Source organism: Streptomyces sp. NPDC018693 (assembly GCF_044391385.1).
Classification (GTDB): Bacteria; Actinomycetota; Actinomycetes; order Streptomycetales; family Streptomycetaceae; genus Streptomyces.
The window spans coordinates 25,067-52,002 of record NZ_JBIRZZ010000020.1; the positions used below are offsets into that span (position 1 = coordinate 25,067).

Annotated in this window: 27 protein-coding genes and 1 pseudogene; 16 read left to right on the forward strand and 12 right to left on the reverse strand. The window is 72.0% G+C overall.

Translation table 11 applies throughout. From position 1 onward, the window contains the following. The first annotated feature begins 310 nt into the window (after positions 1–310). Positions 311–3,892, forward strand: coding sequence for a BTAD domain-containing putative transcriptional regulator (locus tag ACH5AC_RS33855; protein ID WP_398866210.1), 3,582 nt, complete (start codon positions 311–313; stop codon positions 3,890–3,892). On the opposite strand, the gene ACH5AC_RS33860 is transcribed toward ACH5AC_RS33855, so the two are convergent. The 3 genes and pseudogenes from ACH5AC_RS33860 to ACH5AC_RS33870 all read right to left on the reverse strand — a co-directional run. Further along, positions 3,874–5,583, reverse strand: coding sequence for a bifunctional 3'-5' exonuclease/DNA polymerase (locus ACH5AC_RS33860; protein ID WP_398866128.1), 1,710 nt, complete (start codon positions 5,581–5,583; stop codon positions 3,874–3,876). The two genes, ACH5AC_RS33855 and ACH5AC_RS33860, sit on opposite strands and share 19 nt — an antisense overlap. 46 nt (positions 5,584–5,629) lie before the next feature. Then, on the reverse strand, positions 5,630–6,367 hold the full coding sequence (locus tag ACH5AC_RS33865) for a Clp protease N-terminal domain-containing protein (RefSeq protein ID WP_398866129.1): 738 nt from the start codon (positions 6,365–6,367) through the stop codon (positions 5,630–5,632). A 145-nt stretch (positions 6,368–6,512) separates the two neighbouring features. Beyond that, positions 6,513–6,668: pseudogene (locus ACH5AC_RS33870) on the reverse strand (LysE family translocator); the annotation flags it as partial. A gap of 63 nt (positions 6,669–6,731) precedes the next feature. Between ACH5AC_RS33870 and ACH5AC_RS33875 the strand changes: the two are divergent. After that, complete coding sequence (locus ACH5AC_RS33875) at positions 6,732–7,985, forward strand: DUF2786 domain-containing protein (RefSeq protein WP_398866130.1); 1,254 nt, start codon at positions 6,732–6,734, stop codon at positions 7,983–7,985. A gap of 3 nt (positions 7,986–7,988) precedes the next feature. Here the strand turns inward: ACH5AC_RS33875 and ACH5AC_RS33880 are convergent, their stop codons facing one another. From ACH5AC_RS33880 to rpmB, 4 genes are all read right to left on the reverse strand, one after another. Then, positions 7,989–8,525, reverse strand: a complete 537-nt coding sequence (locus ACH5AC_RS33880) for a DUF4232 domain-containing protein (protein WP_398866131.1) — start codon at positions 8,523–8,525, stop codon at positions 7,989–7,991. A 57-nt stretch (positions 8,526–8,582) separates the two neighbouring features. Further along, entirely contained in the window at positions 8,583–9,041 is a 459-nt protein-coding gene (locus tag ACH5AC_RS33885; RefSeq protein ID WP_398866132.1) for a hypothetical protein, read from the reverse strand. Positions 9,042–9,167: 126 nt separating this feature from the next. Then, entirely contained in the window at positions 9,168–9,473 is a 306-nt protein-coding gene (rpsN, locus tag ACH5AC_RS33890; protein ID WP_398866133.1) for a 30S ribosomal protein S14, read from the reverse strand. Beyond that, entirely contained in the window at positions 9,473–9,709 is a 237-nt protein-coding gene (gene rpmB / locus ACH5AC_RS33895) for a 50S ribosomal protein L28 (RefSeq protein ID WP_398866135.1), read from the reverse strand. The genes rpsN and rpmB overlap by 1 nt, the downstream gene beginning before the upstream one ends. 62 nt (positions 9,710–9,771) lie before the next feature. On the opposite strand from rpmB, the gene rpmG reads away from it, so the two are divergent. The 5 genes from rpmG to ACH5AC_RS33920 all read left to right on the forward strand — a co-directional run bounded on the left by rpmG (position 9,772) and on the right by ACH5AC_RS33920 (position 12,629). After that, entirely contained in the window at positions 9,772–9,936 is a 165-nt protein-coding gene (gene rpmG / locus ACH5AC_RS33900; protein ID WP_003999141.1) for a 50S ribosomal protein L33, read from the forward strand. Positions 9,937–9,945: 9 nt separating this feature from the next. Continuing rightward, the gene (locus ACH5AC_RS33905; protein WP_398866136.1) at positions 9,946–10,194 is read left to right on the forward strand and encodes a type B 50S ribosomal protein L31; all 249 of its coding nucleotides are present in this window, start codon (positions 9,946–9,948) and stop codon (positions 10,192–10,194) included. After that, positions 10,194–11,411: a CobW family GTP-binding protein gene (locus ACH5AC_RS33910; protein WP_398866137.1), complete on the forward strand. Its 1,218-nt coding sequence runs from the start codon at positions 10,194–10,196 to the stop codon at positions 11,409–11,411. Before ACH5AC_RS33905 ends, ACH5AC_RS33910 begins: the two co-directional genes overlap by 1 nt. Positions 11,412–11,414: 3 nt before the next feature. Continuing rightward, positions 11,415–11,651, forward strand: a complete 237-nt coding sequence (rpsR, locus tag ACH5AC_RS33915; RefSeq protein ID WP_398866138.1) for a 30S ribosomal protein S18 — start codon at positions 11,415–11,417, stop codon at positions 11,649–11,651. A gap of 717 nt (positions 11,652–12,368) precedes the next feature. After that, positions 12,369–12,629: a DUF397 domain-containing protein gene (locus tag ACH5AC_RS33920; protein WP_398866139.1), complete on the forward strand. Its 261-nt coding sequence runs from the start codon at positions 12,369–12,371 to the stop codon at positions 12,627–12,629. Positions 12,630–12,724: 95 nt separating this feature from the next. Here the strand turns inward: ACH5AC_RS33920 and ACH5AC_RS33925 are convergent, their stop codons facing one another. Then, on the reverse strand, positions 12,725–13,207 hold the full coding sequence (locus ACH5AC_RS33925; protein WP_398866140.1) for an ATP-binding protein: 483 nt from the start codon (positions 13,205–13,207) through the stop codon (positions 12,725–12,727). Positions 13,208–13,582: 375 nt separating this feature from the next. On the opposite strand from ACH5AC_RS33925, the gene ACH5AC_RS33930 reads away from it, so the two are divergent. The 6 genes from ACH5AC_RS33930 (at position 13,583) to ACH5AC_RS33955 (ending at position 19,141) form a co-directional block, all read left to right on the forward strand. Further along, positions 13,583–14,407 (forward strand): helix-turn-helix domain-containing protein, encoded by an 825-nt coding sequence (locus ACH5AC_RS33930; RefSeq protein ID WP_398866211.1) that lies wholly within the window; start codon positions 13,583–13,585, stop codon positions 14,405–14,407. 157 nt (positions 14,408–14,564) lie between these two features. Next, on the forward strand, positions 14,565–16,025 hold the full coding sequence (locus ACH5AC_RS33935) for an aldehyde dehydrogenase family protein (protein ID WP_398866141.1): 1,461 nt from the start codon (positions 14,565–14,567) through the stop codon (positions 16,023–16,025). A gap of 127 nt (positions 16,026–16,152) precedes the next feature. Further along, a complete protein-coding gene (locus ACH5AC_RS33940) occupies positions 16,153–16,695 on the forward strand; it encodes a DinB family protein (RefSeq protein ID WP_398866142.1) in 543 nt (180 codons plus the stop codon). Between the two features lie 18 nt (positions 16,696–16,713). After that, complete coding sequence (locus ACH5AC_RS33945) at positions 16,714–17,340, forward strand: PadR family transcriptional regulator (protein ID WP_398866143.1); 627 nt, start codon at positions 16,714–16,716, stop codon at positions 17,338–17,340. 80 nt (positions 17,341–17,420) lie between these two features. Next, on the forward strand, positions 17,421–18,383 hold the full coding sequence (locus tag ACH5AC_RS33950) for an ATP-binding cassette domain-containing protein (protein WP_398866144.1): 963 nt from the start codon (positions 17,421–17,423) through the stop codon (positions 18,381–18,383). Beyond that, complete coding sequence (locus tag ACH5AC_RS33955) at positions 18,380–19,141, forward strand: ABC transporter permease (RefSeq protein ID WP_398866145.1); 762 nt, start codon at positions 18,380–18,382, stop codon at positions 19,139–19,141. Before ACH5AC_RS33950 ends, ACH5AC_RS33955 begins: the two co-directional genes overlap by 4 nt. Before the next feature lie 13 nt (positions 19,142–19,154). Here ACH5AC_RS33955 and ACH5AC_RS33960 read toward each other — a convergent pair whose 3' ends face one another. Beyond that, positions 19,155–20,576 carry a glutamate decarboxylase gene (locus tag ACH5AC_RS33960; protein WP_398866146.1) on the reverse strand — a complete coding sequence of 474 codons (1,422 nt, stop codon included), beginning with the start codon at positions 20,574–20,576 and terminating at the stop codon, positions 19,155–19,157. An 88-nt stretch (positions 20,577–20,664) separates the two neighbouring features. Between ACH5AC_RS33960 and ACH5AC_RS33965 the strand changes: the two genes are divergently transcribed. Further along, positions 20,665–21,426, forward strand: a complete 762-nt coding sequence (locus tag ACH5AC_RS33965; RefSeq protein ID WP_398866147.1) for a MerR family transcriptional regulator — start codon at positions 20,665–20,667, stop codon at positions 21,424–21,426. A 15-nt stretch (positions 21,427–21,441) separates the two neighbouring features. On the opposite strand, the gene ACH5AC_RS33970 is transcribed toward ACH5AC_RS33965, so the two are convergent. Further along, entirely contained in the window at positions 21,442–21,807 is a 366-nt protein-coding gene (locus tag ACH5AC_RS33970; RefSeq protein WP_398866148.1) for a YbjQ family protein, read from the reverse strand. 133 nt (positions 21,808–21,940) lie between these two features. Here ACH5AC_RS33970 and ACH5AC_RS33975 point away from each other — a divergent pair, with 133 nt between their 5' ends. Further along, positions 21,941–22,792 carry a DedA family protein gene (locus tag ACH5AC_RS33975; protein WP_398866149.1) on the forward strand — a complete coding sequence of 284 codons (852 nt, stop codon included), beginning with the start codon at positions 21,941–21,943 and terminating at the stop codon, positions 22,790–22,792. A gap of 66 nt (positions 22,793–22,858) precedes the next feature. Here ACH5AC_RS33975 and ACH5AC_RS33980 read toward each other — a convergent pair whose 3' ends face one another. Further along, on the reverse strand, positions 22,859–24,490 hold the full coding sequence (locus tag ACH5AC_RS33980) for a threonine/serine exporter ThrE family protein (RefSeq protein ID WP_398866150.1): 1,632 nt from the start codon (positions 24,488–24,490) through the stop codon (positions 22,859–22,861). Positions 24,491–24,603: 113 nt separating this feature from the next. Next, positions 24,604–25,095, reverse strand: a complete 492-nt coding sequence (locus tag ACH5AC_RS33985; protein WP_029381130.1) for an inorganic diphosphatase — start codon at positions 25,093–25,095, stop codon at positions 24,604–24,606. Between the two features lie 79 nt (positions 25,096–25,174). On the opposite strand from ACH5AC_RS33985, the gene dacB reads away from it, so the two are divergent. Next, the gene (gene dacB, locus ACH5AC_RS33990) at positions 25,175–26,785 is read left to right on the forward strand and encodes a D-alanyl-D-alanine carboxypeptidase/D-alanyl-D-alanine-endopeptidase (RefSeq protein WP_398866151.1); all 1,611 of its coding nucleotides are present in this window, start codon (positions 25,175–25,177) and stop codon (positions 26,783–26,785) included. The last annotated feature ends 151 nt before the right edge of the window (positions 26,786–26,936 follow it).

A 26,936-nucleotide genomic window follows, 5' to 3' on the forward strand; every position in this document is an offset into this window, starting at 1 on the left:
GCGACACTCCCCCGAGTTGCGCGTCGTACGCGCGCGCCGTCGCGGCCAGCTCCGATGGAATGATCACATCAAACGGCGCCAACGGATCGCTAACATGTGGCCAACGGTTCTCCGCGCACTCGTCCGGCGGTTGGCGCGAAGTCGCCGACGGACGCGGCAAGAGGCCCGAGAACTGGCCGACATCGCCGGGAGACCGTCAGGGCAAGGTGGCGCAAAGCCGCCGTATCGAGGGCGGACGCGCCGGCGCGACGGACGTCCCGCCGTGGAGCGCACCCGACGCGGGCGCGCGGGAAGGCAGTGGGGCGGTGTGATGCGGCGGTACGAGCTGCGGTTCGGGCTGCTCGGCACGCCGGTTCTCTACGACGCGGGCGACGGCGGCGTGGCGGAGCACGGGTCTTCCGGCGTGGGCGCCGGGGCGGGCTCGTCCGGTGCGGGCGTCGGCGCCGAGGAGGGTCCGTCCGGTGCAGGCGTCGGCCCCGTCGCCCGGAGTATCAGCAGCCCCAAGGTCCGTACGCTGCTCGCCGCGCTGCTCCTGGAGGCCGGCCGGGTCGTTCCGGTCGAGTCCCTGCTGGAGGTGCTGTGGGGCGGGGCACCCCCCGCCTCGGCGCGGGCCTCGCTGCACAACCACGTCACCCGGCTGCGCCGCCTGCTGGACGACCCCGAGCGGCTGAGGGCCGTACCCCCCGGCTATCTGCTCCGTGTCGAGCAGGGCGAGCTGGACGTCCACGTCTTCGAACGCCACCTCGCCGCCGCGCGGGGCGCGCACGCCGCCATGAACTGGGCGCGCGTGGTGTGCGAGTGCGCGGCCGCCCTCGCCCTGTGGCGCGGTACGCCGCTGAGCGGGCTGCCCGCCGAACCGGTCGGGTACGCCTTCGTCCAGCGCTTCCAGGAGGCGCGGCTGCTCCTGCTGGAGTGGCGCTACGACGCCGAACTCGCCCTCGGCGGCGACCGGCTCGACCGTGTCCTGCCGGAGCTCGCGGCGCTGGCCGCCGAACACCCGCTGCGTGAGACGTACCACCGCCAGCTGATGCTCGCCCTGCACCGCACCGGCCGCCGGGCCGAGGCCCTCGCCGTCCACCGCGACCTGCGCGCCCGCCTCGTCGAGGAACTCGGCGTCGAGCCGGGGCGCGCGGTGCGTGAGGCGCATGCGGAGGTGCTGCGGGGGGCGGCCTCGAAGGGGGCGACGGCCCTCGGCGAGCGAAAAGCGGGGGACTCGGGCGCCGGCCGCCCTTGCCGTCCCGACCGCACCTCCGCCGCCATGGCACCTCCTGTGCCCGCCCAACTCCCGCCCGCACCCGCCCACTTCACCGGCCGCGACGACGACGTACGCCGCCTCCTGCACACCCTCGCCGAGCGCACCGGAACCGGCGGCACCCAGGTCGCCGTCATCAGCGGCATGGCCGGCGTCGGCAAGAGCGCGCTCGCCCTACAGGTCGCCCACACCCTGAGGGAGCGTTTCACCGACGGCCAGCTCTACGTCGACCTGCACGGTGCCACGCCTGGCATGGCCCCGCTCCCCGTCGGCGAGGCCCTCACGGCCCTGCTCCTCGACCTCGGCACCGACCCCCGCCGCATCCCCGAACACCCCGACGCGAAAACGGCGTTGCTGCGCAGTCTCCTCGCCCCGACCCGCACCCTCGTCGTCCTGGACGACGCGGCAGCCGCCGCCCAGGTACGACCGCTGCTGCCGGCCGGCTCCGGCTGCGCGGTGCTCGTCACCAGCCGCTCACCGCTGACCGCGCTCGACGGCGCCCACCGCTTCCCGCTCGCCCCGCTGTCCGCGCAGGACAGCGCGGCGCTGCTGCGGGCCGTCTCCGGGCGGGACGGCCTGGACGCGTCCCACCCGCTCGTCGAGCTCACCGGCCGACTCCCGCTCGCCCTGCGTATCGTCGCGGCCCGCCTGGCCGCCCGCCGCGCCCTCACCCCGGACGTGCTGGCCGACCAACTGGCGGCCACGGAAAGCCGCCTGAACCACCTCGAATACGACGACCTCAGCGTCCGCCGCTCCCTCGCCGTCGCCCACGACGCGCTCGCCGCCTCCGACCGCGAGACCGACCGCGACGCCGCCCTCATCCTCCGTCACATCGGCACCCTCGACCTCCCCGCCTACGGCGCCTCCCTCCTGTCCCACCTCACCCACATGCCCGAGCACCGCACCGAGGCCGCCCTCGACCGCCTCGTCGACGTAGCCCTGCTCCAGGAGCCGACCTACGGCCGCTACGCACCGCATGCCCTGGTACGCGACTTCGCCCGGGAATCGGCGGGCGGCGCTGCCGCGGGGGCGGGCGTGCGTGCGGGTGCGGGTGCGGGCGGGGGTGTGGGTGGTGGTACCCGTGCAGGTGTCGGTGGGCCGGGGGCCGTGGACAACGCGGCGCGGGTCGGTGCGCGTGCGGATGCGGGTCCGGGTGCCAATGGGCCGCGGGCCGTCGGCAGCACGGCGGGCATCGACGGCCCGGGGGACGCCGAACGGATGGGGAACGCCGACGGTGCCGACGGCCTGCGCGTCATCCACACCGCCCTGGCCTGGTACGCCGCCGTCGCCGAGCACGCCCTCACCGCCATCGTCGCCCCGGGGCCGGACCAGGACGACCGCCGACGCCCCACCTCCACCCAGCCACCCGCCCACGCGGCCCTCGTTGCCGACCTGCCCCCCTTCAGCAGCCCTGAAGCCGCCTTCGCGTGGGCCGACTCGGAGTTGGAGAACATCGTCGCGCTGGCGAAGCACCTGGAGGCGACGGCGGACACGGAGCCGGCCATACGGCCGGGGCAGGCGCCGGGCATGCCGCCGGTCACGAAGTCGGACACGGCGTCAGCCGAGCCGCCCGGAGCGCCTCCGGCCACGACGCAAGCCCCGCTGTCGGCCACGACCCCAGCCGCGCAGCCGCCCGCAGAGCCGTCCCCGGCATCGGGCGGCGCCTCGGGTGCCTCCGCAGGCACGGGCGCCTCCCCTGGCACGGGCGCCGCCCCCGGCGTGGAGGCATTGCTTTCCACACTCCTCCGTCTGCTCTTCCCCTACCTCCAACGCAGGGGCCGCGTCGCCGAGATGGAGGTGCTCGGGCGGGTCGCACTGCGGGTGGCGCGGCGGCTTGGGGATGAGGCTGCCGAGGCTTATGCGCTGGGGGACATCGCCGGGCTGAGGTTTCTGACCGGTCGGCACAAGGAGGCGCTGGGCCTGACCGACCGCGCCCTGGTGATCTGGCGGCGGTTGGACCGGCTGTCGTGGATCCGGCGCTGTCTGAACAACCGGGGCCTGCTGCTGGAGGGCCTCGGCCGGTACGCGGAGTCCGAGGACGCGCTGCGGCAGAGCCTGGAGTACTCCCGGCAGCTCGGCGACCCGCACGGCGAGGCCGTCACCCACAGCCACCTCGGCAACCTCTACGAGCACACGGACCCCCGCGCCGCCATCGAGCAGCACCGGCGTTCGCTGGCGATCGGGGAGGAGATCGGCGCCGTCATCGTGCAGCACTCGGCGCACTGCAACATCGGCTACGCCCATCTCACCCTCGGCGAACCGGCCGCCGCCCTCCCCCACTTCGAGGAGAGCCTGCGGGTCCTCGGCGGCCACGGCGACTGGCACGGCGAGGCCCAGACCCGCCTCGGACTGGTCCGCACCCTGCGCCGACTGGGCCGCACCGAACGCGCCGCCCACGAGTGCGCCGAACTGCTGCGCCGCGCCGACGCCCGCGCCGACCGCTACGCCGGCGGCCTCGCCCGGCACCAGCAGGGGCTGCTGCTGAGGGAACAGGGGCGCGCGCAGGAGGCGTACGACGCATGGCGTACGGCCCTCGACGCGCTGGACGGCACGGACGAGCAGGCGGTGGTCGGGAAACTGCACCGGCTCCTGGCGGAGAGCGGCGGCCCAGGACCGGCCGATCACTTGGCGTCGGCATAGCACTCCACCACCGCCGTGCTGAACGGAAACCGCACCGGCGTCTCCCCGAAGGTCAGCCGGCCCGCCAGCTCGGCCGCCTCCCGGATCGCCGCGACGACCGCCTCCGCCTCCTCCTCGGGACAGTGCACGATCACCTCGTCGTGCTGGAAGAAGACCAGCTCGGCCGCCATCTGCGCACAGGCCCGACGCAGTGCGGCGAGCAGCAGCAGGGCCCAGTCGGCGGCGCTGCCCTGGACGACGAAGTTACGGGCGAAGCGGCCGCGGGCACGCGCGTCGGTGGAGGCGTACCCCGGCACCCACGGCCGGTCGTCGCCGCCCCCGCCCCCGCCCGCGTCCTCGTCCGCCGTCACCGGAATGCCCGCCTCCTCCGCCGCGTCCTCGCCCGCCCCGGCCGCCGGCGGACACGTGCGCCCCAGCCAGGTCCGTACGAGCCGCCCCTCCTCACCGGCCCGCGCGGCCTCGTCGACGTACTCCACCGCGCGCGGGAAGCGACGGCGCAGCGCGGCGAGGTTCTTCAGGCCGTCGCCGGAGGTCTGGCCGTAGACCGCGCCGAGCACCGCGAGCTTGGCCTGGTCGCGGTCGCCGGAGAAGGCCCGGTCGGAGACGGACTGGTAGAGGTCGGTCTCCCGCCCGGCCACCTCCATCAGTCCGGGGTCGCGGGAGATCGCCGCGAGCACGCGTGGTTCCATCTGGTCCGCGTCGGCCACGACGAGCCGCCAGCCGGGGTCGGCGACCACCGCCCGCCGGATCACCCTGGGGATCTGCAGGCCGCCCCCGCCGTTGGTCACCCAGCGCCCGGTGACGGTCCCGCCCGCGAGGAACTCGGGCCGGAACCGCCCGTCCCGTACCCAGTCCTGCAGCCAGGTCCAGCCGTGGGCCACCCAGATGCGGTAGAGCTTCTTGTACTCGACGAGGGGTTTCACCGCCGGATGGTCGAGCGACTCGATCTCCCAGCGGCGTGTGGAGCGGATCCGGATCCCGGCCCGCGCGAACGCCTTGACGACATCGGCGGGCAGATCGGGCCGCACCCGGCGCCCGAAGGCCGCCGACACCTCGTCCGCCAGCTCGGCCAGACGGCGGGGTTCGCCACCGCCCGCGTACCGCTCGCCCAGCAGGTCGTGCAGCACCGCGCGGTGCACGTCCGCGCGCCAGGGCAGCCCGGCCCGGTTCATCTCGGCGGCCACCAGCATCCCCGCCGACTCGGCGGCCGTCAGCAGCCGCATCCGGTCGGGGTGTTCGGCCCGGTCGTGCCGCCGCTGCTGCTCGGCGTAGACCGCGAGGAGATCGGTCAGCGGCAGCCGGGCGGTGTCCTGCGGCTCGAACAGCGGGGACTGGGCGCCGGGCTCCGCGGAGCGCGGCGGCGGATCCGGCGGTACGGGGCCGCCGCGCAGCCTGGCCAGCGCGGCGGCCGCCGAGCGTGGCTCGCCGTACCTCCCCTCGTGGCCCAGCAGCAGGGTCTCGGCGTCCTCGACGTCGTAGCACCGCTCGACTCGCACCCCCGCGGCGAGCAGACGCGGATACACCTCGGCCGTGGACCGCCAGACCCAGCGGGTCACATCGGGCCGGGCGCGCACGGCCCCGACGAGGTCCGGCTCCCGGACGACCGGCGCGGCGGGCAGCCCGTCCGGACCGAGGGGGGCGAGCTCCACGCCACCGTCCTCGGCCGGAGCGAGCGCCCACCGGTCGGCCATGCAGCGAGTGTGACAGGGGGGTCTGACAACGGCCCGCGAAGCGGTCTCAGCCCTGCTCGCCCGGCTCGTCGAAGGTCACCTTGATCTTGTCGAGCGCCGCGACGAGCCACTCCTCCGACGCGGTCTTGGTGAGGCCGAGGCCGGACAGCACGCCCTCGCCGTCCTCGAACTCCAGCAGTGCGAGCAGGAGGTGTTCGGTGCCGATGTAGTTGTGGCCCAGGCGCAGGGCCTCACGGAAGGTGAGCTCCAGGACCTTCTTGGCATCGGAGCCGTACGGGACCAGCTCCGGGGCGTCCTGGACGGCGGCCGGCAGCGCCGCGGCGGCGCTCTGGCGCACGGAGTCCAGTACAACGCCCTGCGCGGTGATCGCCTTGGCGGCCAGGCCCTCCGGCTCGGCCAGCAGACCGAGCACCAGGTGCTCGGGGCGGCCCTCGGCGTTACGGGCGGCGACGGCCTCGTTGTGGGCCGCCATCACCACGTTGCGGGCGCGCGGGGTGTACCGGCTGAAGCCGGCGTCGGGGTCCGCCGCCTCCTTCGGCACGAACCGCTTCTGGGCGGCCTGCCGGGTGACGCCCATGCTCCTGCCGATGTCCGTCCAGGACGCCCCGGAACGCCGCGCCTGATCCACGAAGTGGCCGATGAGGTGGTCGGCCACGTCACCCAGATGATCGGCGGCGATTACCGCGTCCTGGAGCTGGTCGAGGGGCTCCTCGTGGACCTTCTTGATGGCCGCGATGAGGTCGTCGAGTCGTACGGATGAGGTGATGCTCGGGTTCGTCGACATATGTCAACCGTAGGTTGACGGTCCGGCGGGTGTCAACGCGTGGTTGACGGTGCTGGAGGCTTGAGGCTGGAGGCTGCAGGCTGGAGGGTGGTCACTTGGGGGAGGTGGCCACCGGACGCACCGCCAGCCCGGTGAATACCGTCCGCATGGCGCAGGCCACGCCCAGCGCGGCCATCACACCGGCGGCGGGTCCGCCCCGGCCGCCGCTCCTCGCCACGATGAACCTCATGTCGGGGTCGGGAGTGACACAGAGAGCGAAGGCGGCGACGAGGAACGCCGCACAGGGAGTCATGTCCACCATGCGGCCATCCTCGAAACGGGCGGCGGCCCCTGTGGACCATTTCCGGAGTGAGACGATCGCCGAGTGAGCAGCACCGACACCCCCGGCAGCGAGCCCTCCAGCACCGTCGACCGCGCCTTCCATGCCGCCCTCTACGACACCACCGACACGGCCCTCGACACCGGCGCCTCCCTCCTCGCCGCCGACCCGACAGCCGACGCCGAAGTGACCCGCCGCGGTGAGGACCTCGTCGCCACCGCCTGGCGCCGCGGCTGGCAGCCCGCCGACGTCATACGCCTCGTGCGCCGCGACCTGGGCGACGCGCACGCCCGGTTGCTCGCCCACCTGATCCGCGCCCAAGCGTCCCACGACCGCGCGGAGGACCACGCGCCGGCGCGCGACGACCGAGCCCGCGACAGCGCGCACAACCCAGCGCGCGACAACTCGGACGCGCGGGCGCAAAACCGGTCCGACGCGCGGGCGCGCAGCCACCCGCGCGGGCGCCGCTGGGCCGCTCAGCTCGACGAACTGCCCGCCGACCCCCCACCCCACGCCGACCGCTTCTCGTACGCGACCGTCGTCCTGGAGCTGTACCGCCTGCTGCTGCGCCTGCCCGCCCTGGAGCCCCTCCAGGAGCCGGTCCGGCGGCACCACGGGTTGGGCTCACGCATGCTCGGCCGTATCCGTGCGCTGCTCGCGAAGGCGGAGGCCACCGGGTTCCCGGAGGAGGCGGAGGCGCTCACGGCGAAGGCGCAGGAGCTGATGGCCCGGCACAGTGTCGACGAGGCGCTGCTGGACGCCGCGGCGCCCGCGCCGGACGCGCCCGGCGCCTGCAGGATCGGCGTCGAGCCGCCGTACGAGCAGGCCAAGGCGGTGCTGCTGGACGCGGTCGCCGCCGCGAACCACTGCCGGGCCGTGTGGAACGAACCCTTCGCCTTCTCCACGGTCGTCGGCTTCGAGGCCGACCTGGAGGCGGTGGAGCTGCTCTACACCTCGCTGCTGGTGCAGGCCCAGACCGCGATGGCGAAGGCGGAGGCCGCCCAGCGCGCGGGCGGACGCAAGCGGACCAAGACCTTCCGGCAGTCCTTCCTCGCGGCCTACGCCCACCGCATCGGCAGCCGCCTCGCCTCGGCCGCCGAGACCCAGGTCAGCGACGACCTGCTCCCGGTCCTGGCCTCCCGCGAGGTAGCGGTCGGCGAGGCGACGGACCGCCTCTTCCCCGAGACGGTCACCACCCGGCTGCGCGGCGTCAGCGACGAGGCGGGCTGGACCGAGGGCGCCGAAGCCGCGGACCACGCGCGCGTGGAGCCGCGACGCCGGCTGCCCGGACGCGGCTGACGGTCAGTCACCCTCCTGCTGGAAGGCTGACACGGTGGCGTCCACCGCGCCGTCGGCCGTGCGCGCGACATCGCCGTAGGACCACGGGAACTCGAAGACGGCGGCGGAATCGTCCGGCAGGGCGTAGGAGGCGGCCGACGCGGCGACGCCCCGCCCGTCCTCCCCGCGCACATAGGTGATCGTGAAGGACGCGGTGGCCTGCTCGGGCAGCGTCAGCGGCTGTGGCAGGGCGGCGGGGTCCCGGGGCAGCTCGACCGACGCGCCGGCGGCCAGCCGGACGCTCGGGAAGCCCTCCAGAACGCACTCCGCGCCGGTGTTGGTGATCGTGACGGTGACACTTCCGGTGTCGCCGGCGGCGGGCGCCTCGTTGACCGGGCCGACCTCGGAGCCGAGCTGGTCGGCGACGCAGGAGCCGGCGGCCGCGGCGGTCCCGGTCTCCTGGGACCGCCCGTCGTCGGGGGCGTCCGCGCCGTCGCTCTCACAGGCGGTCAGGAGCAGGGCGGCGGCAAGGGCGGTGACGGTGAGCGGAACGGCGCGCATGGCGGGAGTCCTCGGATTCGTGACGGCACTCGGACGATCATCACATCGGTACGACGCCTACGCGCCCGGCGTCGCCGTCGGCAGCCCCGACGGCCAACTGCCGTCCTCCGCCTTGGTGTACGTCTCCGTGCCGAGCCCGCTCTCCCAGGTCACCTTCAGGGTGGAGCCGTCGACGGAGTCGACCCGGCCGGCGGTGCGGTCGTCCGTGCCGGCGGCGCAGGTCAGCCGGATCGCTCCCGCGTCGGTGGTGCCGTCGCAGACGGTCCCGCCGGTCGCGTAGAGCGCGGCCTTCTTCCCATTCACCATCAGCACGACGGCCTCACCGCCCGCCGTACCGAACCAACTGCCGTCCAAGGGCGTGGTGGACACGGACGAACCCGCATCGCCACTGACGCTCGGCGTGCTGGGGGAGGCCCCGTCGGCCGCACCGCCATCGCCGCTGCACGCGGCGAGCGCGAGGACCCCCGCCAGCGCGGCACCGCAGGCCCACAGTCGGGAGTACATCAGCGAAGTCACAGCGAGCAAGCTACCAGCCGACGGTGACCCACCCAGGGGCGCGGGACCGTATCACCAGCCGGCTCCGCCGCGCGCGGGCGCGACCAGCCCCCGTGCGACCAGCCCCCGCAACTCGCACCGGAGCAACTACCAGGAAGACTTCCGAACCCCCGGCAAGTGCCCCGCATGCGCCTGCGACCGCAGACTCACCCGGGACAACCCGAACGTCCGGAAGTACCCCCGAGGCCGCCCATCCACCTGATCCCGGTTGCGCACGCGCGTGGCGCTCGCATCGCGTGGCTGCCGCCGCAACTCCGCCTGCGCGGCGACCCGTTCCTCCTCCGTCGACGACGGCCGCCGGATGATCTCCTTCAGCTCGGCCCGCCGCGCCGCGTACCGCGCGACGATCTCCCGCCGCTTCTCGTTCTTCGCGATCTTGCTCTTCTTGGCCATCAGACCCTCACTCCCCGGGCGCGGATACGGGCCACCGCGGCCTCGATCCCGATCGTGTCGACCGTCTTGATCCCCTTCGCGCTCAGCCGCAGCCGGACGTACCGGCCCTCGCTGGGCAGCCAGTACCGCTTGGACTGGATGTTGGGGTCGAAGCGGCGCGAAGTGCGCCGGTGGGAGTGGGAGATGCGGTTGCCGAAGCCGGGCTGGGCGCCGGTCAGCATGCAGTGCGCGGACACGGGTGACGTACCTCTCCTGGAGCCGTAGTGCTAATGGAAGTCATTTTCAGTAACATAGCAGCATGGCACGCAACGAACTCCGCCCGGTCATCAAACTCCGCTCCACGGCGGGGACCGGCTACACGTATGTGACGCGCAAGAACCGCCGCAACGACCCGGACCGCATGACGCTCCGCAAGTACGACCCGGTCGTCGGCCGCCACGTCGACTTCCGAGAGGAGCGCTGAACCACCGCCATGCGCAAGGGAATCCACCCGCCGTACGGTCCCGTCGTCTTCCGTGACCGCGCCGCGAACCACGCCTTCCTCACCCGCTCGACGATGACGAGCGAGAAGACGATCGAGTGGGAGGACGGCAACACCTACCCGGTCGTCGACGTCGAGATCTCGAACGTCAGCCACCCCTTCTACACCGGCACCGCCCGCGTCCTGGACACGGCCGGCCGCGTCGAGCGCTTCGAGCGCCGGTACGGAAAGAAGGGCTGATGCTCTCTGTCGTGATCGTCGGCGGGCTGCACGCCGACGCCCGCAGGGCGACGGTCGCCCAGCTGCTCGCCGACGTGCCCGGCAGCGTCGTACTCCACCACGACCTGGCGACGGCGGCCGCCGGCACGGTCGTGCGGACGATCCGCGACGCGACCGGCATCCTCTCCGCCGGTGAGGCGCCGCTGGTCAACGACTGCGCCTGCTGTGCGCTGCGTGAGGACCTGGTGCCCGAGCTGCGCCGCCTCGCCGACGACGGCACGACGCGGCTCGCGATCGTGGAGCTGTGGGACTCCGTCGAGCCCAAGGCGATGGCCGAGGTGGTCGTCGACGGCGGGCTCACGGTCACCGGCGTGATCACCGCCGTCGACCCGGCGCTGCTGCTGCCGTACCTCGGCAACGGCGACGACCTCGCCGAGGGCGGTCTCGCGGCGGCCGCCACCGACCAGCGCACCGTCGCGGACACGTTCGCGCGGCAGCTGGAGTACGCCCCCGTCCTCGCCGTCGTCGACTCCCCGGAGGCCGACGACGAGGACCGCGAGCTGCTGGCGCAGCTCCACCCGACGGCCCGTCGGGTCCCCGTGCCGGGCGGCCACCCCGGGGACCCGGCGGGCGCGGACGCCGGCGAGGCAACCGCGGAGTCGTCGCCCTTCGCAGCTGCACGTGCAAACGGAGTGGCGGCGTCACCCCTCGCCGAGGCCGCTCTCGCCGGCTTCGACGTGGAGGCGGCCGCCGCCGCCCAGCACCCGGCCTGCGCCCTGCTGCCCGCCGAGGCCGACGCGCACGGCGTGGCCACATTCGTCTGGCACCGCCGCCGGCCCTTCCACCCGGAGCGGCTGTACGCGGCCCTGGAGGACCTGACCTGCGCCGCCGCCCGCAGCCGGGGCCGGTTCTGGCTCGCCGACAAGCCGGACGTGCTGCTGCACTGGGACGCGGCCGGCGGTGCCCTGTGCGTGGAGTCGGCCGGACCCTGGCTCGCCTCCCTGCCCGACGCGGCCTGGGAGATGGTGCCGCCGGTGCGCCGCGCCGCCGCCGCGCTGGACTGGCACCCCGAGCACGGCGACTGCTGCCAGCACCTGGTCTTCACCTCGCCCGGCCTCGACCGCGACGGGCTGGCCCGGCTGCTGGAGTCCTGCCTGCTCACCGACGCCGAGTACGCCGCCGGGCGCGACGCCTGGCAGCGGCTGCCGTCCTCCTTCGACACCCTTCTGGAGATCTGACCCATGCCCCCCAAGCGCGAACGCAAGCCCGCCAAGCACCGGCCCAACCCGCTGGACCAGGCCGGGATCACCTACATCGACTACAAGGACACCGACCTGCTGCGGAAGTTCATCTCCGACCGCGGCAAGATCCGCAGCCGCCGGGTGACCCGGGTGTCGTCCCAACAGCAGCGACAGCTGGCGAAGGCGATCAAGAACGCGCGGGAGATGGCACTGCTGCCCTACTCGTCCGCCCGGTAGCCCGCTCCGCCGCCACACAGGTAGGAGATCCCCTGCGTCTGACGCGTGGGGGATCTCCTACCTGTCGTTGTGCGCGAGGACATGCGGCCGACAGAGCATCCACCGGCTGGAGGCGGCCGCGCTCGCCGACGTACGGGATCAGCTCCATCTGTGCGAGCGGTTGTGGCACGACCGTCTGGACGGGCTCGGTGAGCTGCCCGGACGTATGCCCGACGATGACATGACATGAGCCACCCGGCCGGGTACGAGCCCGGCCTCGCTCCGGACGACGACCTCACCGTCCTCCGGATGGACCAGTACCTTCGCCGTCCCTGCGGCCGAAAGCTTTCGTCTCCAGGTCGGACACCGGTACCGGACGCACGGGTCTCGCCTATATCACGAACGGATGCCGTCCGTCCGGTGGACCGACGCCGATCCGGCCGGCCCTGCGGAGTGGACCATCGCCCGGACGCTGGAACAGGAAGGGCACGGAACGCGTCTGTTCCTAGTGCACGAGGGTTCGATCCGGGCCATCCGGCGCAGTTGCCGGCGATCGCATGTGCCGCGCCCTTCGGGGCAGGCGCATCGCATCGGTGCCCCACAGTGCTGTAACCGAGGGACCACCCCGCGTGCACGTGCATTTGCTCATGCATCTGCACATGAACGGGGTTATGATCCGGGACAGTTGACCATCGCACCAATGGCCACACCAGCCAGTGCACCATCAGGGAGCGACCTGTGGACCACGACGTTGACGGGGGACGCGACGTGTACAACGGCATGACGGCCACACAGCTGCACGGGGTTGCCTGGCAGAAGAGCAGGCACAGCAACTCGCAGGGATCGTGCGTGGAGTTCGCGCGGCTGCCGGGCGGTGACGTGGCCGTCCGCAACTCGCGTTTCCCGGACGGCCCGGCGCTCGTCTACACGCGGGCCGAGATCGAGGCCATGCTGCTCGGCGTCAAGGACGGCGAGTTCGACCACCTGGTGGCGGGCTGAGGGCCGGCGTCACGCGACCCGCCGGCACAGCGGCTTCGTATACGAAGGCGCTGTGACGCGCGTAGAAACGCGGCGCCGCAGTGCGCCGCGTCTCCTCATTCCGCCGGGGTGCGCAGCCGGAACAGCGCCCAGACCACCTTGCCGCCGAGCGAGCCGGCCAGCGGATGCCAGCCCCAGCCGTCGGCGAAGGAGTCGACCAGGAACAGGCCGCGGCCCGACTCCGCCGAGAAGTCGTCCGCGTCGCGGGTCACGGGACTGTCGTCACTGGGGTCGCGCACCGCGCACACCAGCCGCCCGGTCCACCGCATCAGGTGCAGTCGCACCGCCGGGTTCAGCTCGGACGCGCAGGGGGCGGGACCGGACGACAACCCGTGCCGCAGGGCGTTGGTGACCAGTTCGGAGACGACCAGGCAGATGTCGTCGAAGCGGTCGCCCACGTCCCACTGGTCGAGCGTTCTGCGGGTGAACTGCCGCGCCTCGCGCACCGCTTCGAAGCGGGCGGGCAGGGCACAGGAGGCGGCGTTGGACACGGCCGCGGGATCCAGCGGCGGAAGGCCCTGCCGTAACGGCTCGAGCATGGTCGATCCATTCGTCCCCATGCGAGGCACTCCCGGGAATTCGCGGTCGTTGCGATGCAGCGGTTGCGCGGGACCATGGTTTCGGATGCGTACAGCAGATGCAAGGGCAGATGCACGTGCACGTGACCGAATTGGACCTGCCCGTACCGCTTCTTGGCCATTTTTTCCGCCATCTTCGTACCGCTCAGCGGCACAGTCCTTGCCTTCTCCCACTCTTCCCCGACGACCTCCTCTGCGTAAGCTTTGGCTTCTTTCCGTCTCTGTAATCGGGCGAGTACTGCTCGGAGTGTTTTAGTGGCAGACTTCGGCCCCTGAAGACGGTTGGGGAGGCTGGCGAACGTGAGCGCGGGAGAGCCCGGATCGGTGGTGCGACGCATGCTGCTCGGCTCGCAACTCAGGCGACTGCGTGAGTCACGTGGCATCACGCGCGAGGCTGCGGGTTACTCGATCCGCGCATCCGAGTCGAAGATCAGCCGGATGGAGCTGGGCCGGGTGAGCTTCAAGACACGCGATGTGGAAGACCTGTTGACGCTGTACGGCATCACGGACGACCAGGAGCGCGCGGCGCTCGTAGGACTCGCCCGCGAGGCCAATGTGGCCGGCTGGTGGCACAGCTACTCGGACGTCCTGCCGAGCTGGTTCCCCACCTACGTCGGCCTGGAGGGCGCGGCCTCCCTGATCCGCGCCTACGAGGTGCAGTTCGTGCACGGCCTGCTCCAGACCGAGGCGTACGCCCACGCGGTGGTCAGCCGGGGCATGAAGGGCGCCAGTGCCGCCGACATCGACCGGCGCGTCGCGCTGCGCCTGGAGCGGCAGAAGTACCTCGTCTCCGAGAACGCCCCCGAGTTCCACATCGTCCTCGACGAGGCCGCGCTGCGCCGCCCCTACGGCGACCGCGAGGTGATGCGCGGTCAGCTCCAGCATCTGATCGATGTCTCCGAGCAGCCCAACGTACGGCTGCAGATCATGCCGTTCAGCCTCGGCGGCCACTCCGGCGAGTCCGGCGCCTTCACGATTCTCAGCTTCCCCGAGTCCGACCTGTCGGACGTGGTCTACCTGGAGCAGCTCACCAGCGCGCTGTACCTGGACAAGCGTGAGGACGTCGCCCAGTACGAGCAGGCGCTGAAGGAACTCCAGCAGGACAGCCCCGGACCGGCCGAGAGCCGGGACCTGCTGCGCGGACTGCTGCAACTGTCGTAGGGACAACGTCGTAGGGGCAACGGTCGTAGGGATAACCCTCGATTCCCCGGCACCCCGGGGGTGTTCTGATACGAGCACGCCAACTGACGTAAAACGTCAGTACGATGACACATGATCAGAGCTTGAGCGCCCCGGCGGCAAGGGATTGAGGGATCACATGTCGTCCTGCTTCACCGACCTGGCCCTGCAGTACATCGACGGTGAGTGGCGCCCGGGTACCGGCTCCTGGGACATCATCGACGTCAATCCGTACGACGGGACCAAGCTCGCCTCGATCACCATCGCCACCATCGACGAGGTCGACCAGGCGTACCGAGCGGCCGAGCGGGCCCAGCGCATCTGGGCGACGACCAACCCCTACACCCGGCGTGGCGTCTTCGAGCGTGCCCTGCGGCTGGTCGAGGACCGCGAGCAGGAGATCACCGAGGCGATCATCGCCGAGCTGGGCGGCACCCGCCTCAAGGCCGGCTTCGAGATCGGCCTGGCGAAGGAGTTCCTGCGTGAGGCCGCCCAGTTGACCCTGCGCTCCGAAGGCCGGCTGCTCCCCTCGCCGATCGAGGGCAAGGAGAACCGCCTCTACCGCGAGCCGGTCGGTGTCGTCGGTGTGATCAGCCCCTTCAACTTCCCCTTCCTCCTCTCGATCAAGCCGGTCGCCTCCGCGCTCGCCCTCGGCAACGGCGTCGTCCTCAAGCCCCACCAGGACACCCCCGTCGTCGGCGGCACCCTCATCGCCAAGCTGTTCGAGGAAGCGGGTCTGCCCACCGGCCTGCTCAACGTCGTCCTGACCGACATAGCCGAGATAGGCGACGCCTTCATCGAGCACCCGGTGCCCAAGGTCATCTCCTTCACCGGCTCCGACAAGGTCGGCCGCCACATCGCCACCGTCTGCGCCGCCCAGCTCAAGCGCACCGTCCTCGAACTGGGCGGCAACAGCGCGCTGGTGGTCCTCGACGACGCCGACATCGACTACGCGGTCGACGCGGCCGTCTTCAGCCGCTACGTCGACCAGGGCCAGGTCTGCATGGCCGCGAACCGCATCCTGGTGGACCGTTCGGTGGCCGAGGAGTTCACCGAGAAGTTCGTCGCCAAGGTCAGGACGTTGAAGACGGGCGACCCCAGCGACCCCCAGACCGTCATCGGCCCGGTCATCAACTCCCTCCAGGCCAACGCGGTCTCGGCCGCCGTCGACCAGGCCGTCGCCGAGGGCGCCACCGTCCTCGTACGCGGCGAGACCGCCGACAACCTGGTCGGCCCCTCGGTCCTGACCGACGTCCCGTCCGACTCGACCCTCCTGCACAAGGAGATCTTCGGCCCCGTCGCCCTCCTCGTCCCCTTCGGCGGCGAGGAGGAGGCCATCCGCATCGTCAACGACACGCCCTACGGCCTCAGCGGCGCCGTCCACACCGCCGACATCGAGCGGGGCGTCGCCTTCGCCAAGCGCGTCGACACCGGGATGTTCCACGTCAACGACGGCACCATCCACGACGAGCCCCTCGTCCCCTTCGGCGGCGAGAAGCACTCCGGCATCGGACGGCTGAACGGCGAGACGACCCTGGACGCGTTCACGACCCTGAAGTGGATCTCGGTGCAGCGGGGCCGGAGTCAGTTCCCGTTCTGACAGCAGGGCCCCGGTGTTGAGCCTCGCCCGGCTCTTGCGGACAGAAGCTGACCGCAAGGGCCCGTAGCGTCGTGGATGTCAGGAGGCCCCGAGGGCGGGCCCCGGTCCAGGTGGAAGGCGGACGGTCATGGTCACCCACGTACCCGCGGAGGCTCACGGCGACGAGCGCGGCGCGCTGCTGTCCTGGCTGGCTTCGGAGCGCGGGGCGATCAGGCGGACGTTGCTCGGGCTGACGCAGGAGCAGGCGGCGAGTCGGCCGAGTGCGAGCGAGCTGTCGCTGTCGGGGCTGCTCAAGCATGTCGCCGAGGCCGAGCAGGGCTGGGTCGCGCGGGCGAAGGGGGAGGACCCGGCCATCGCGCGGGACGAGTCGAACTGGCACGAGTGCTTCGTGCTCGTCGGCGACGAGACCGTCGAGGAACGGCTCGCGTACTGGGAGAAGGTCGCCGCCGAGACGGAGGCGTTCGTGCGGTCGGTGCCCAGCCTGGACGACACCTTCCCGCTCCCCGACCAGCCCTGGTTCCCCAAGGAGCGCGTGTCCGTGCGCTGGATGGTGCTCCAGCTGATCCGCGAGGTGACCCGCCACGCCGGGCACGCCGACATCATCCGGGAGTCGCTGGACGGGAAGACGGCCTTCGAGCTGATCGCCCTCGCCGAAGGCGGAGAGGACTGAGGTCCTAACCTGGACGGCATGTCAGCGATCCGTCTCCTCGTGCTCGGCGCGGTGCGCCAGCACGGGCGGGCCCACGGCTACCAGGTGCGCAACGACCTGGAGTACTGGGGCGCCCACGAGTGGTCCAACGCCAAGCCCGGCTCGATCTACCACGCCCTGAAGCAGATGGCGAAGCAGGGGCTGCTCCACGCGCACGAGATCGCCCCGTCCACGGCCGGCGGCCCGCCGCGGGTCGAGTACGAGATCACCGGGGCCGGCACCGAGGAGTACCTGCGGCTGGTCCGCGAGGCGCTGACCTCGTACGACCAGAAGGTGGACGTCAAGTCGGCGGCCATCGGCTTCATGGTCGACCTGCCGCGCGCCGAGGCGGTCGCGTTGCTCAAGGAGCGGATCCGGCGGATCCGGGAGTGGCGCTCCGCGGTCACCGACCACTACGTCCCCGAGGGCGGCCCGGAACAGCTCGGGCACATCGGCGAGATCATGAACCTCTGGATCCACACGGCCGATGCCGAGGCCGAGTGGGCCCAGGGGCTGATCGGGCGGATCGAGGGCGGGGCTTACACCTTCGCCGGTGAGGGAGACCCGTTCGTCGGCGTCCTCGCCGAGGGCCAGGAGAACCCGTACGCCACCGGGGACCCTCGCTAATCAAGTTTGACCACTGCCTGGAGAAGGGTTACGTTGGCTGAGCTAGTCAAGTTTGACTAACGGAGGAATGGGGAGTGCACGTGACCGATCCCGCGATCACCGTCGAGGGAGCCCGCAAACGGTACGGCGACAAACACGCACTCGACGGACTCGACCTGCTCGTCACTCCCGGCACCGTCCACGGGGTGCTCGGCCCCAACGGCGCCGGCAAGACCACCCTCGTCCGCGTCCTGTCGACCCTGCTGCGCCCGGACTCCGGGCGGGTCCGGGTCGCGGGCCACGACGTGGTGACCGACGCCCGCGCGGTACGCCGCCGTATCGGCCTGCTCGGCCAGCACGCGGCGCTCGACGAGGACCTGAGCGGCCGCCAGAACCTGGAGCTGTTCGGCCGCCTCCACCACCTCGGCGCCCGCCACGCGCGCGTGCGAGCCGGCGAACTCCTGGAGCGCTTCGACCTCACCGACACCGGCCGCAAACCGGTGAGCGCCTACAGCGGCGGCATGCGGCGCCGCCTCGACCTCGCCGCCTCCCTCATCACCGAGCCCGCGGTGCTCTTCCTCGACGAGCCGACCACCGGACTCGACCCGCGCGGCCGCGCCGAGGTCTGGGCCTCGGTCCGCTCCCTGGTCGGCGGCGGTACGACGGTCCTGCTCACCACCCAGTACCTGGAGGAGGCCGACCAGCTCGCCGACCGCATCTCGGTCGTCGACGCGGGCCGGGTCGTCGCCGACGGCACGGCGGACGCGCTGAAGGCGATGACCGGCGGGGACCGCATCGACGTGGTGCTGCGCGACGCGGGTCAGCTGGGCGCGGCCGTCGCCCTCCTCCCGGTGCCCGCATCGGGCGTCTCCGTCGACACCGACCGCCGCCTGCTCAGCGCCCCCGTCACCGACCGCATGGCCGCGCTCGCCGGTGTCGTACGGGCCCTGGAGGACGCCGGTATCGAGGCCGAGGACATCGCCCTGCGCCGCCCGACGCTGGACGAGGTCTTCCTGCACCTGACGGCCGACCGTGTCACCGACCGTGCGAAGGAGGCCGTATGACCGGCTACGTCCTGACCGACTGCTGGACCATGACCCGCCGCGAACTCGCCCACTGGGCGCGGCAGCCCGTCCGGGTGATGGTCGGCCTGCTGTTCTCCGTGATGCTGCTGCTGATGTTCGGCCATCTGATCGGCGGCGGCCGCGGCGTCGAGGGCGAGTACCTCGACTACCTGGTCCCCGGCATGCTCGCCGTCACCATGGCCTTCGGCCTGGAGAGCACGATGCTCGCCGTCACCCAGGACCTCAACAAGGGGGTCATCGACCGGTTCCGCTCCCTGCCGATGACCAACGGGGCGGTCCTGGTCGGCCGTTCGGTGGCCGACATGCTCCAGTCCGTGCTGGGGCTGGCGCTGATGACCGGGGTGGCCTTCGCCCTCGGCTGGCGGACGCACGGCGGCCCGGCCGCCTTCCTCGGCGCGCTCGGCCTCCTGCTGCTGTTCCGCTTCGCCATGCTGTGGATCGGCATCCACCTGGCCCTGGTGGCCGGCAGACCGGAGATGGTCCAGGCCGTGCAGATCCTGGTCTGGCCGGTCGGCTTCCTCTCCAATGCCTTCGCCACCCCCGACTCCATGCCCGGCTGGCTGGGCACCGCCGTCGAGTGGAACCCGCTGTCCCAGACGGCCACGGCGGTACGGGACCTGTTCGGCAGCCCCGGCGGCGAGTCGGGGCACGTGTGGGCGGCCGTCGTATGGCCGCTGGCGCTGCTGGCGGTGTTCCTGCCGCTGGCGGTGCGCAGGTTCGCGCGACTGGACCGCTGACCCGGCCCGCCGCTCAGTGATGGAAGCCGGTGGCCGCCCCCTTGTCCCCCTTCAGGGGATGCGGCTGCCGGCGCAGCTCCGGCAGCAGACGCGTCAGGTCGTCCAGGAACAGGTCGGCGAGGTCGGCCGAGAAGCCGTTGCGGCACACGACCCGCAGCACCGACAGGTCCTCGCGGTGCGGCGGGAAGGTGTACGCGGGCACCAGCCAGCCGCTCTCCCGCAGCCGCCGGGAGACGTCGAACACGTCGTACGCCGTCACCTCGGGCCGCGTGGTGAAGGCGAACACCGGCAGCTGGTCGCCCCGCGTCAGCAGCCGGAAGTCACCCAGCGCCGCCACCCGCTCGGCGATGCTCCGTGCCACGTCCCGGGTGGCCTGCTGCACCGCCCGGAACCCCTCACGGCCGAGCCGCAGCAGCGTGTAGTACTGCGCGACGACCTGCGCGCCCGGCCGGGAGAAGTTCAGCGCGAAGGTGGGCATGTCGCCGCCCAGGTAGTTCACCCGGAACACCAGCTCCTCCGGCAGGGCCCGCGCGTCGCGCCACAGCGCCCAGCCGACACCCGGGTACACGAGCCCGTACTTGTGCCCCGACGTGTTGACGGACGCCACCCGCGGCAGACGGAAGTCCCACACCAGGTCCTCGTCGAGGAACGGGGCGACCATGGCACCGGACGCCCCGTCGACATGCACCGGGATGTCGAGGCCCGTGCGCTCCTGCAGCCGGTCCAGCGCCGCGCACACCTCGGCGATCGGCTCGTAGGACCCGTCGAAGGTGGACCCGAGGACGCCGACGACCCCGATCGTGTTCTCGTCGCACAACTCGGCCGCGGCCTGCGGGTCGAGACGGAACCGGTCGCCCTCCATGGGCACCTGACGGGCCTCCACCTCCCAGAAGTTGCAGAACTTGTCCCAGCAGACCTGCACATTGACACCCATGACGAGATTCGGCCGGGCGTCGGCGGACGGATAGCGGTGGGTGTTGCGGGCCGCCCACCGCCGCTTCAACGCCATCCCGGCGAGCATGCACGCCTCGCTCGACCCGGTCGTCGAACAGCCCACGGCGGCCGCCGGGTCGGGTGCGTGCCACAGATCGGCGAGCATCGCCACACAGCGCCGCTCCAGCTCGGCGGTGCGCGGATACTCGTCCTTGTCGATCATGTTCTTGTCCCGGCACTCCGCCATCAGAGCACCGGCCTCCGGCTCCATCCACGTGGTGACGAAGGTGGCCAGGTTCAGCCGGGAGTTGCCGTCCAGCATCAGCTCGTCATGGACCAGCCGGTACGCCGTCGACGGGGCCATGGGGGAGTCGGGCAGACGGTGCTTGGGCGGCGCCTCGGTCATACCGCCGACCGGGTCCGCGGCCCCGTGGAACGGATTGACGGCGAGTCGGCCCCCGCCGTCGCGTGCTTCTTCGCTGTCCCCACGATGCAGTGGCATGCATACGACGGTAGGCGCGGTCCGAGCAGCTTGCACCTCACGCCACGTGAGGACCCATCGTGGAGCGCGAACCGAGAAGGGAGCGGAAGTGAGCTACTCCGTGGGACAGGTCGCCGGATACGCCGGGGTCACGGTGCGCACCCTGCACCACTACGACGACATCGGCCTGCTCGTCCCGAGCGAGCGCAGCCACGCGGGCCACCGGCGCTACAGCGACGCCGACCTCGACCGGCTGCAGCAGATCCTGTTCTACCGCGAGCTCGGCTTCCCGCTCGACGAGGTCGCCGCCCTGCTCGACGACCCGGAGGTGGACCCGCGCGCGCACCTGCGCCGGCAGCACGAACTGCTGACCGCCCGGATCGAGAAGCTGCGGAAGATGGCGGCGGCCGTGGAGCAAGCCATGGAGGCACGCAAGATGGGCATCAACCTCACCCCCGAGGAGCGCTTCGAGGTCTTCGGCGACAAGGACCCCGAGCAGTACGCCGAGGAGGCCGAGCAGCGCTGGGGCGGCACGGAGGCATGGGCCGAGTCACAGCGCCGGGCGGCCACGTACACCAAGGAGGACTGGAAGCGTCTGCAGGCCGAGGCCGACGACTGGAGCGAGCGCTACCAGGCCCTGATGGCCGACGGCGAGCCGCCGAACGGCGCGCGGGCCATGGACATGGCCGAGGAACACCGACGCCACATCGGAGCCTGGTACTACGAATGCTCGTTCGAAATGCACTGCTGCCTGGCTGAGATGTACGTCTCCGACGAGCGCTTCAAGGCGTTCTACGACTCCATGCGGGACGGCCTCGCCGAACACCTCAGGGAAGCCATCCTCGCCAACGCGGCCCGACACACCGCGTGACCCCCTGGCCCGGGCTCACTCCCGGGCCAGGACCACGGCCGTTCCGTACGCGCAGACCTCGGTGCCGACATCCGAGGCGTCCGTCACGTCGAAGCGGAACATCAGCACCGCGTTCGCCCCACGCGCGCGTGCCTGCTCCACGAGCCGCTCCATCGCCTGGTTGCGGGTCTGCACGAGCGTCTTCGTCAGCCCCTTCAACTCCCCGCCGATCATCGACTTCAGACCGGCGCCGATCTGACTTCCCAGGTGCCGGGAGCGCACGGTCAGCCCGAAGACCTCCCCGAGGACCGCCTGCACCCGGTGTCCGGGCACGTCGTTCGTCGTCACCACCAGTACGTCCGGCTGAGGGCCCTGGCCGCCGCCGTATTCGTCGATACCCATGCCCACAGCTTTGTGCGAGCGGGGGCACAGTGCATCCTGAGAACAGCCATGGAACCTGGGCCATGGCGGCTGCGTTGATAGGTTTGGGCAGCCACGCCCCCAGCCCGCATCCCACCGCAGGAGCCACAGACCCGTGACCACGCTTGCGCTCGGCCCCGAGTGGCTGAGCCCGGACTATCTGATCGAGACCTTCAGCCTCCCCGGCATCCTGCTGATCGTCTTCGCCGAGTCCGGGCTGTTCGCCTTCCTGCCCGGCGACTCCCTGCTGTTCACGGCGGGCCTCTTCGTGGCCGAGGGGAACTACATCACCCAGCCCCTCTGGCTGGTCTGCACGCTGATCGTGATCGCCGCCGTCGTCGGCGACCAAGTCGGTTACATGATCGGCAAGTTCCTGGGCCCCAAGCTCTTCAACCGGCCCAACTCCAAGCTCTTCAAACAGGAGAACCTGGAGAAGGCCCACGAGTTCATGGAGAAGTACGGCCCCAAGGCGATCGTCCTCGCCCGCTTCGTACCGATCGTGCGCACCTTCGCCCCCATCACGGCCGGCGCGGGCCGCATGAAGTACCGCACGTTCCTCGCGTACAACGTCATCGGCGGCATCGCCTGGGGCTGCGGCGTCACCCTCGCGGGCTACTGGCTGGGCCAGATCGAGTTCATCAAGACCAACGTCGAGGCGATCCTGGTCCTGATCGTTTTCGTCTCCGTCGTCCCGATCATCGTCGAGTTCCTGCGCGAACGCTCCAAGAAGAAGCGCGCGGCGGCCGAGGCTCCGTCGCCGCAGCCCCAGCCGCAGGCCCCGGCCCCGTACCCGGTCATGGACGACGCCACGACCCAGCTGCGCCGCATCCCCGCGGACCCCCAGCAGCCGAACCACCAGCAGTACGACCAGAACCAGTACTACGGCCAGCAGTACCCGCAACAGCAGCCGCAGCCGCAGCAGCAGCGGTACGGCGCCCAGTACCCGTACGACCAAGGCGGCTACTGACCGACAAAGGGGCGCGGGGCTGCATCGATGTGCGGCTCCGCCCCCACGAGTTCGCCGGCGCCCGGCTCAGAACCCCCGCGTCCTCTTCGCGGCCCTGCGCTTCTCGACGGAAACTCTCAGGAACATCCGAGAGACCTCCGACCCCAGATTCACCCCGATCGCGATAGCCATGGCCAACGCCGCCGCCTTGGTCAGCGAAGCCAACCCCCGGTCGACTTCGTTCTGCGCGATGGACAACAGCCCGAAGTACGTCGCGGACCCCGGCAGCAGCGGCCCGATCGCCGCCGTCGTGTACGGCAGAGCCGAAGCGAACCGATGCCGCGCCAGCAACTGCCCGAACAGGCCGACCAGCCCCGCCGCGGCCGCCGTTGAAGCGACCGGCGACATCCCGCCGGCGTAGTGCATGGCGCCGTACACCACCCAGGCGACACCCCCGTTGAGGGTCACCGCGAGCACGGTGGACCGTTCCTGCTGGAGCAGCACCGCGAAGGTCAGCGACAGCAGCATCGACGCGCCGATCTGCAGCAGCGGCCGCTCGACGCTGCCCAGCGCCGCGTCGGGGCTGAGATGGGCGCCCAGGTTGACGCCCATGTACAGCACCACGAGCACCCCGACCACGATGCCCACGAAGAAGTACATGACCTCCAGCAGACGCGCGGCCGCGGTGATGTAGAACCCGGTCAGACCGTCCTGCACGCCCGCCACCAGCGCCCGCCCCGGCAGCAGCGCGAACAGCCCACCGGTGATGACCGCGGACGCCTTCACGTCGACGTGCGCCAGGTTCAGCGCGACCCCGATCGCCGCCGGCGGCATCGCGGCCACCAGGAACTGGTAGAACTCCGGCAGCCCGCGCCCCGCGCACAACCACGCCAGCCGGTCCCCGAGCATCGCCCCGACCGCGGCCGCCACGAACACCAGCGGCCCACCGCCGACGAGCACCGAGGCCGCGCCCGCCAGCAGCCCGCTGGCCGAGGTGAGCACCCAGGTGGGGTACGGATGCCGGTTGCGGCGGATCTCCGCGAGGCGCCGGTACGCCTCCTCCAGGGAGACATGGGTCTCCGGGTCGGTGAGGTCGTCCACCAACCGGAAGACGGCCGCCAGCCGGGTGTAGTCGGTGCCCCGGCGGCGCACCGTCCGGGACGCCGTCACCGGGTCCTCCACCAGCGACGGCTGATGGGAGATCGACAGCAGGGTGAAGGTGACGTTCGGCTCGCAGCGGTCCAGCCCGTACGCCCGGCACACCGCGAACATCGCGGCCTCCACGTCCTCGGCGCCCTCCCCGCCCGCCAGCAGCAGCTCCCCGAGACGCAGTGTCAGGTCGAGCACGCGCGGGACGGCCGGACCGCCCTCCTCCTCCGCCTTCTGCACCGGCTCGGGCGCGGGCCGGTCGGCCACCGACATGCGCAGCATCGTGCGCATCCGGTCCTGCCAGGGCACGTCCTTGGCCAGCGACACCGCCGGCATCCCGGAGGGCGGCGTGAAGGCCCCAGGGGCGCTCTGCGCGCTGTAGCCGCTGGGCGGGGTGAACGCCGAGCCCTCCGGCTCCGCCGAGGGCGGCTGCGGGGCCTCCAGGCCCACCGGGAGGGCGAACTCGGACGTGGTCTCCGACTCGCTGTCTCCCACCTCCACCCCGGCCGGCGGCGTGAAGGCCATCTTCGCCTCGTCCGACTGTGGCTTGCGGTCCTCCGCCTCCGGCACTGAGCAACGCTCCCTGAACGACACCTTCCGTCGGCCACAGTATGCGCAAGGACAGCGAAATGGGCCGCACGCGTGTGCGTGCGGCCCATCAGGTGAGACGGAGCTCAGGGTGCTCAGTGGCCGCCCTGCTCCTTGAAGCGCTTGTACGACCGCTCGATCTCGGCCTCGGCGTCCGTGCGGCCCACCCAGTTGGCGCCCTCGACGGACTTGCCGGGCTCCAGGTCCTTGTAGACCTCGAAGAAGTGCTGGATCTCCAGGCGGTCGAACTCCGACACGTGGTGGATGTCGCGCAGGTGCTCCACGCGCGGGTCCGTCGCCGGCACGCACAGCAGCTTGTCGTCGCCGCCGGCCTCGTCGGTCATGCGGAACATGCCGATCGCGCGGCAGCGGATCAGACAGCCCGGGAACGTCGGCTCGTCCAGGATGACCAGCGCGTCGAGCGGGTCGCCGTCCTCGCCGAGGGTGTTCTCGACGAAGCCGTAGTCGGTCGGGTAGGCGGTCGAGGTGAAGAGTCGACGGTCCAGGCGGATCCGACCGGTCTCGTGGTCCACCTCGTACTTGTTGCGCGAACCCTTCGGGATCTCGATCGTGACGTCGAACTCCACCGGTGGCTCCTCCATGATCAGCACATACTTCGGGTGATTAAGTGTCCCTCACGCAGGTGTGTGATCGCGAAAGGGGCTGGTGGTCGTGCCAGAACTGAGGCCGTGGCGGGTCACGAGACCGCACGTGGTGCGGATCGCCGCCGCCGTACGACCCCGTCTGGCGCGTGTGGCCGCGGCCGCGAAGCCGAGGGTCGCACGGCTCACACGGGCCGCGAAACCGCAGCTCCCCCGGACCACGGGGCCGAAGACCGCCAGGACCTGGCAGTACACCGCGGGTGCGGTCACGGCCGGGCTGGCACTGGCCGCCGGTGCGGTGACCGCCGCCGGCCCCTGGGACTCCACGGGTCAGCGTACGGCCGAGCGGGACAGGGCGGCCGCCCTGGGTCGCACGGGTGGCGCAGATCACGGCTCCGCCACCGCGGACCAGGCCGCCCCCGAGCCGCGCCCCGCCCCCAGCGCCGCCTCCGTCCTCACCGGCCTCGGCGGCACCTCCGGCACGGTGCAGGCCGGCCCCGGCTCCGTCCCCGACGACACCGCCCTCGCGGCCGTCCTGGACCCGCTGCTGGACGTCCCCGCCCTCGGCGACCTGCACGCCGCCGCGGTCGTCGACGTGGCCACCGGCAGGCTCCTGTACGGCTCCGGCGCCGACCGGGCCCTCACACCCGCCTCGACGACGAAGGTCGCCACCGCCGTCGCCGCGCTCACCGCGATGGGCCCCGACCACCGCCTCACCACGCGCGCGTCCCTGGAACCCGACACCAAGGAGCTCGTCCTGGTCGGCGGCGGCGACCCCACCCTGACCGCCCGCGCGGACGCGGACGGCTGGGCCAGCCTGCGCACCCTCGCGGCGAGCACGGCCACCGCCCTGAAGAAGCGCGGCATCACGGAGGTGACCCTGTCCTACGACACCGCCCTCTACGCCGGTTCCCCGCTTCACCCCATCGGGGTCAACCCCAACCTGGCCCTGGTCACCCCCCTGATGGCCGACCAGGCCCGCACCGACGACTCGACGAGCGGACAGGTGCGCCGGGCGCCCGACCCGGCGGCGGACGCGACGCGCCGCTTCGCGGACTTCCTGCGGGCGGCGGGCATCAAGGCCGGCTCCCCGGGTCCCTCCAAGGCGACCGCCCGCGCGCAGACCCTCGCCACGGTCTCCTCGCCGCCGCTGTCCGTCCTGGTCGAGCGGATGCTGACCAACAGCGACAACGACATCGCCGAGGCCCTCGCCCGTCAGACCGCTCTCGCGACCGGCGAACGCGCCGACTTCGCGGGCGGCGGGCGCGCGATCCACGCCCAGCTGAAGCGGCTCGGGCTGCCGCTGGCCGGCGTCTCCTTCAAGGACGGCAGCGGCCTCGACCGCAACGACCGCCTCACCCCGAGCCTCCTCACCGCCCTCCTGGTCAAGGCCGCCGACCCCGCCCACCCGGAACTCCGCGCCACCCTCACCGGCCTCCCCGTCGCCGGCTTCACCGGCACCCTCTCCAGCCGCTACACCGACGGCGCGGCCGGCGTCGTACGCGCCAAGACCGGCACCCTGCGAGGCGTGAACACCCTCGCCGGCACAGTCGTCGACACCGACGGCCGCCTCCTCGCCTTCGCGCTCCTCGCCTCCGACACGACGAACGCCTGGGCGGCCCAGGCCGCGCTCGACCAGGCAGCCACGGCACTGGCGGCGTGCGGGTGCCGATGAGGTGGCCACGGAGGCGATGAGGCGGCCACGGAGGTGGGCGGGCCGTGCCTGTCGCCCGTGTGCGGGTGGTGTGTGGCCGGTCGCGCAGTTCCCCGCGCCCCTGGGTACGTCCTGTCCAGCGGCACCCCGCCGGCGCGGGCGAGCGCACCCA

Bases quoted from the DNA above. Each gene is read 5' to 3' on its own strand.
- ACH5AC_RS33855 (WP_398866210.1), top strand. From the start codon at position 311: ATGCGGCGGTACGAGCTGCGGTTCGGGCTGCTCGGCACGCCGGTTCTC.
- ACH5AC_RS33860 (WP_398866128.1), bottom strand. From the start codon at position 5,583: ATGGCCGACCGGTGGGCGCTCGCTCCGGCCGAGGACGGTGGCGTGGAG.
- ACH5AC_RS33865 (WP_398866129.1), bottom strand. From the start codon at position 6,367: ATGTCGACGAACCCGAGCATCACCTCATCCGTACGACTCGACGACCTC.
- ACH5AC_RS33880 (WP_398866131.1), bottom strand. From the start codon at position 8,525: ATGCGCGCCGTTCCGCTCACCGTCACCGCCCTTGCCGCCGCCCTGCTC.
- rpsN (WP_398866133.1), bottom strand. From the start codon at position 9,473: ATGGCCAAGAAGAGCAAGATCGCGAAGAACGAGAAGCGGCGGGAGATC.
- rpmG (WP_003999141.1), top strand. From the start codon at position 9,772: ATGGCACGCAACGAACTCCGCCCGGTCATCAAACTCCGCTCCACGGCG.
- ACH5AC_RS33905 (WP_398866136.1), top strand. From the start codon at position 9,946: ATGCGCAAGGGAATCCACCCGCCGTACGGTCCCGTCGTCTTCCGTGAC.
- ACH5AC_RS33910 (WP_398866137.1), top strand. From the start codon at position 10,194: ATGCTCTCTGTCGTGATCGTCGGCGGGCTGCACGCCGACGCCCGCAGG.
- rpsR (WP_398866138.1), top strand. From the start codon at position 11,415: ATGCCCCCCAAGCGCGAACGCAAGCCCGCCAAGCACCGGCCCAACCCG.
- ACH5AC_RS33925 (WP_398866140.1), bottom strand. From the start codon at position 13,207: ATGCTCGAGCCGTTACGGCAGGGCCTTCCGCCGCTGGATCCCGCGGCC.
- ACH5AC_RS33930 (WP_398866211.1), top strand. From the start codon at position 13,583: ATGCTGCTCGGCTCGCAACTCAGGCGACTGCGTGAGTCACGTGGCATC.
- ACH5AC_RS33935 (WP_398866141.1), top strand. From the start codon at position 14,565: ATGTCGTCCTGCTTCACCGACCTGGCCCTGCAGTACATCGACGGTGAG.
- ACH5AC_RS33940 (WP_398866142.1), top strand. From the start codon at position 16,153: ATGGTCACCCACGTACCCGCGGAGGCTCACGGCGACGAGCGCGGCGCG.
- ACH5AC_RS33945 (WP_398866143.1), top strand. From the start codon at position 16,714: ATGTCAGCGATCCGTCTCCTCGTGCTCGGCGCGGTGCGCCAGCACGGG.
- ACH5AC_RS33955 (WP_398866145.1), top strand. From the start codon at position 18,380: ATGACCGGCTACGTCCTGACCGACTGCTGGACCATGACCCGCCGCGAA.
- ACH5AC_RS33960 (WP_398866146.1), bottom strand. From the start codon at position 20,576: ATGCCACTGCATCGTGGGGACAGCGAAGAAGCACGCGACGGCGGGGGC.
- ACH5AC_RS33970 (WP_398866148.1), bottom strand. From the start codon at position 21,807: ATGGGTATCGACGAATACGGCGGCGGCCAGGGCCCTCAGCCGGACGTA.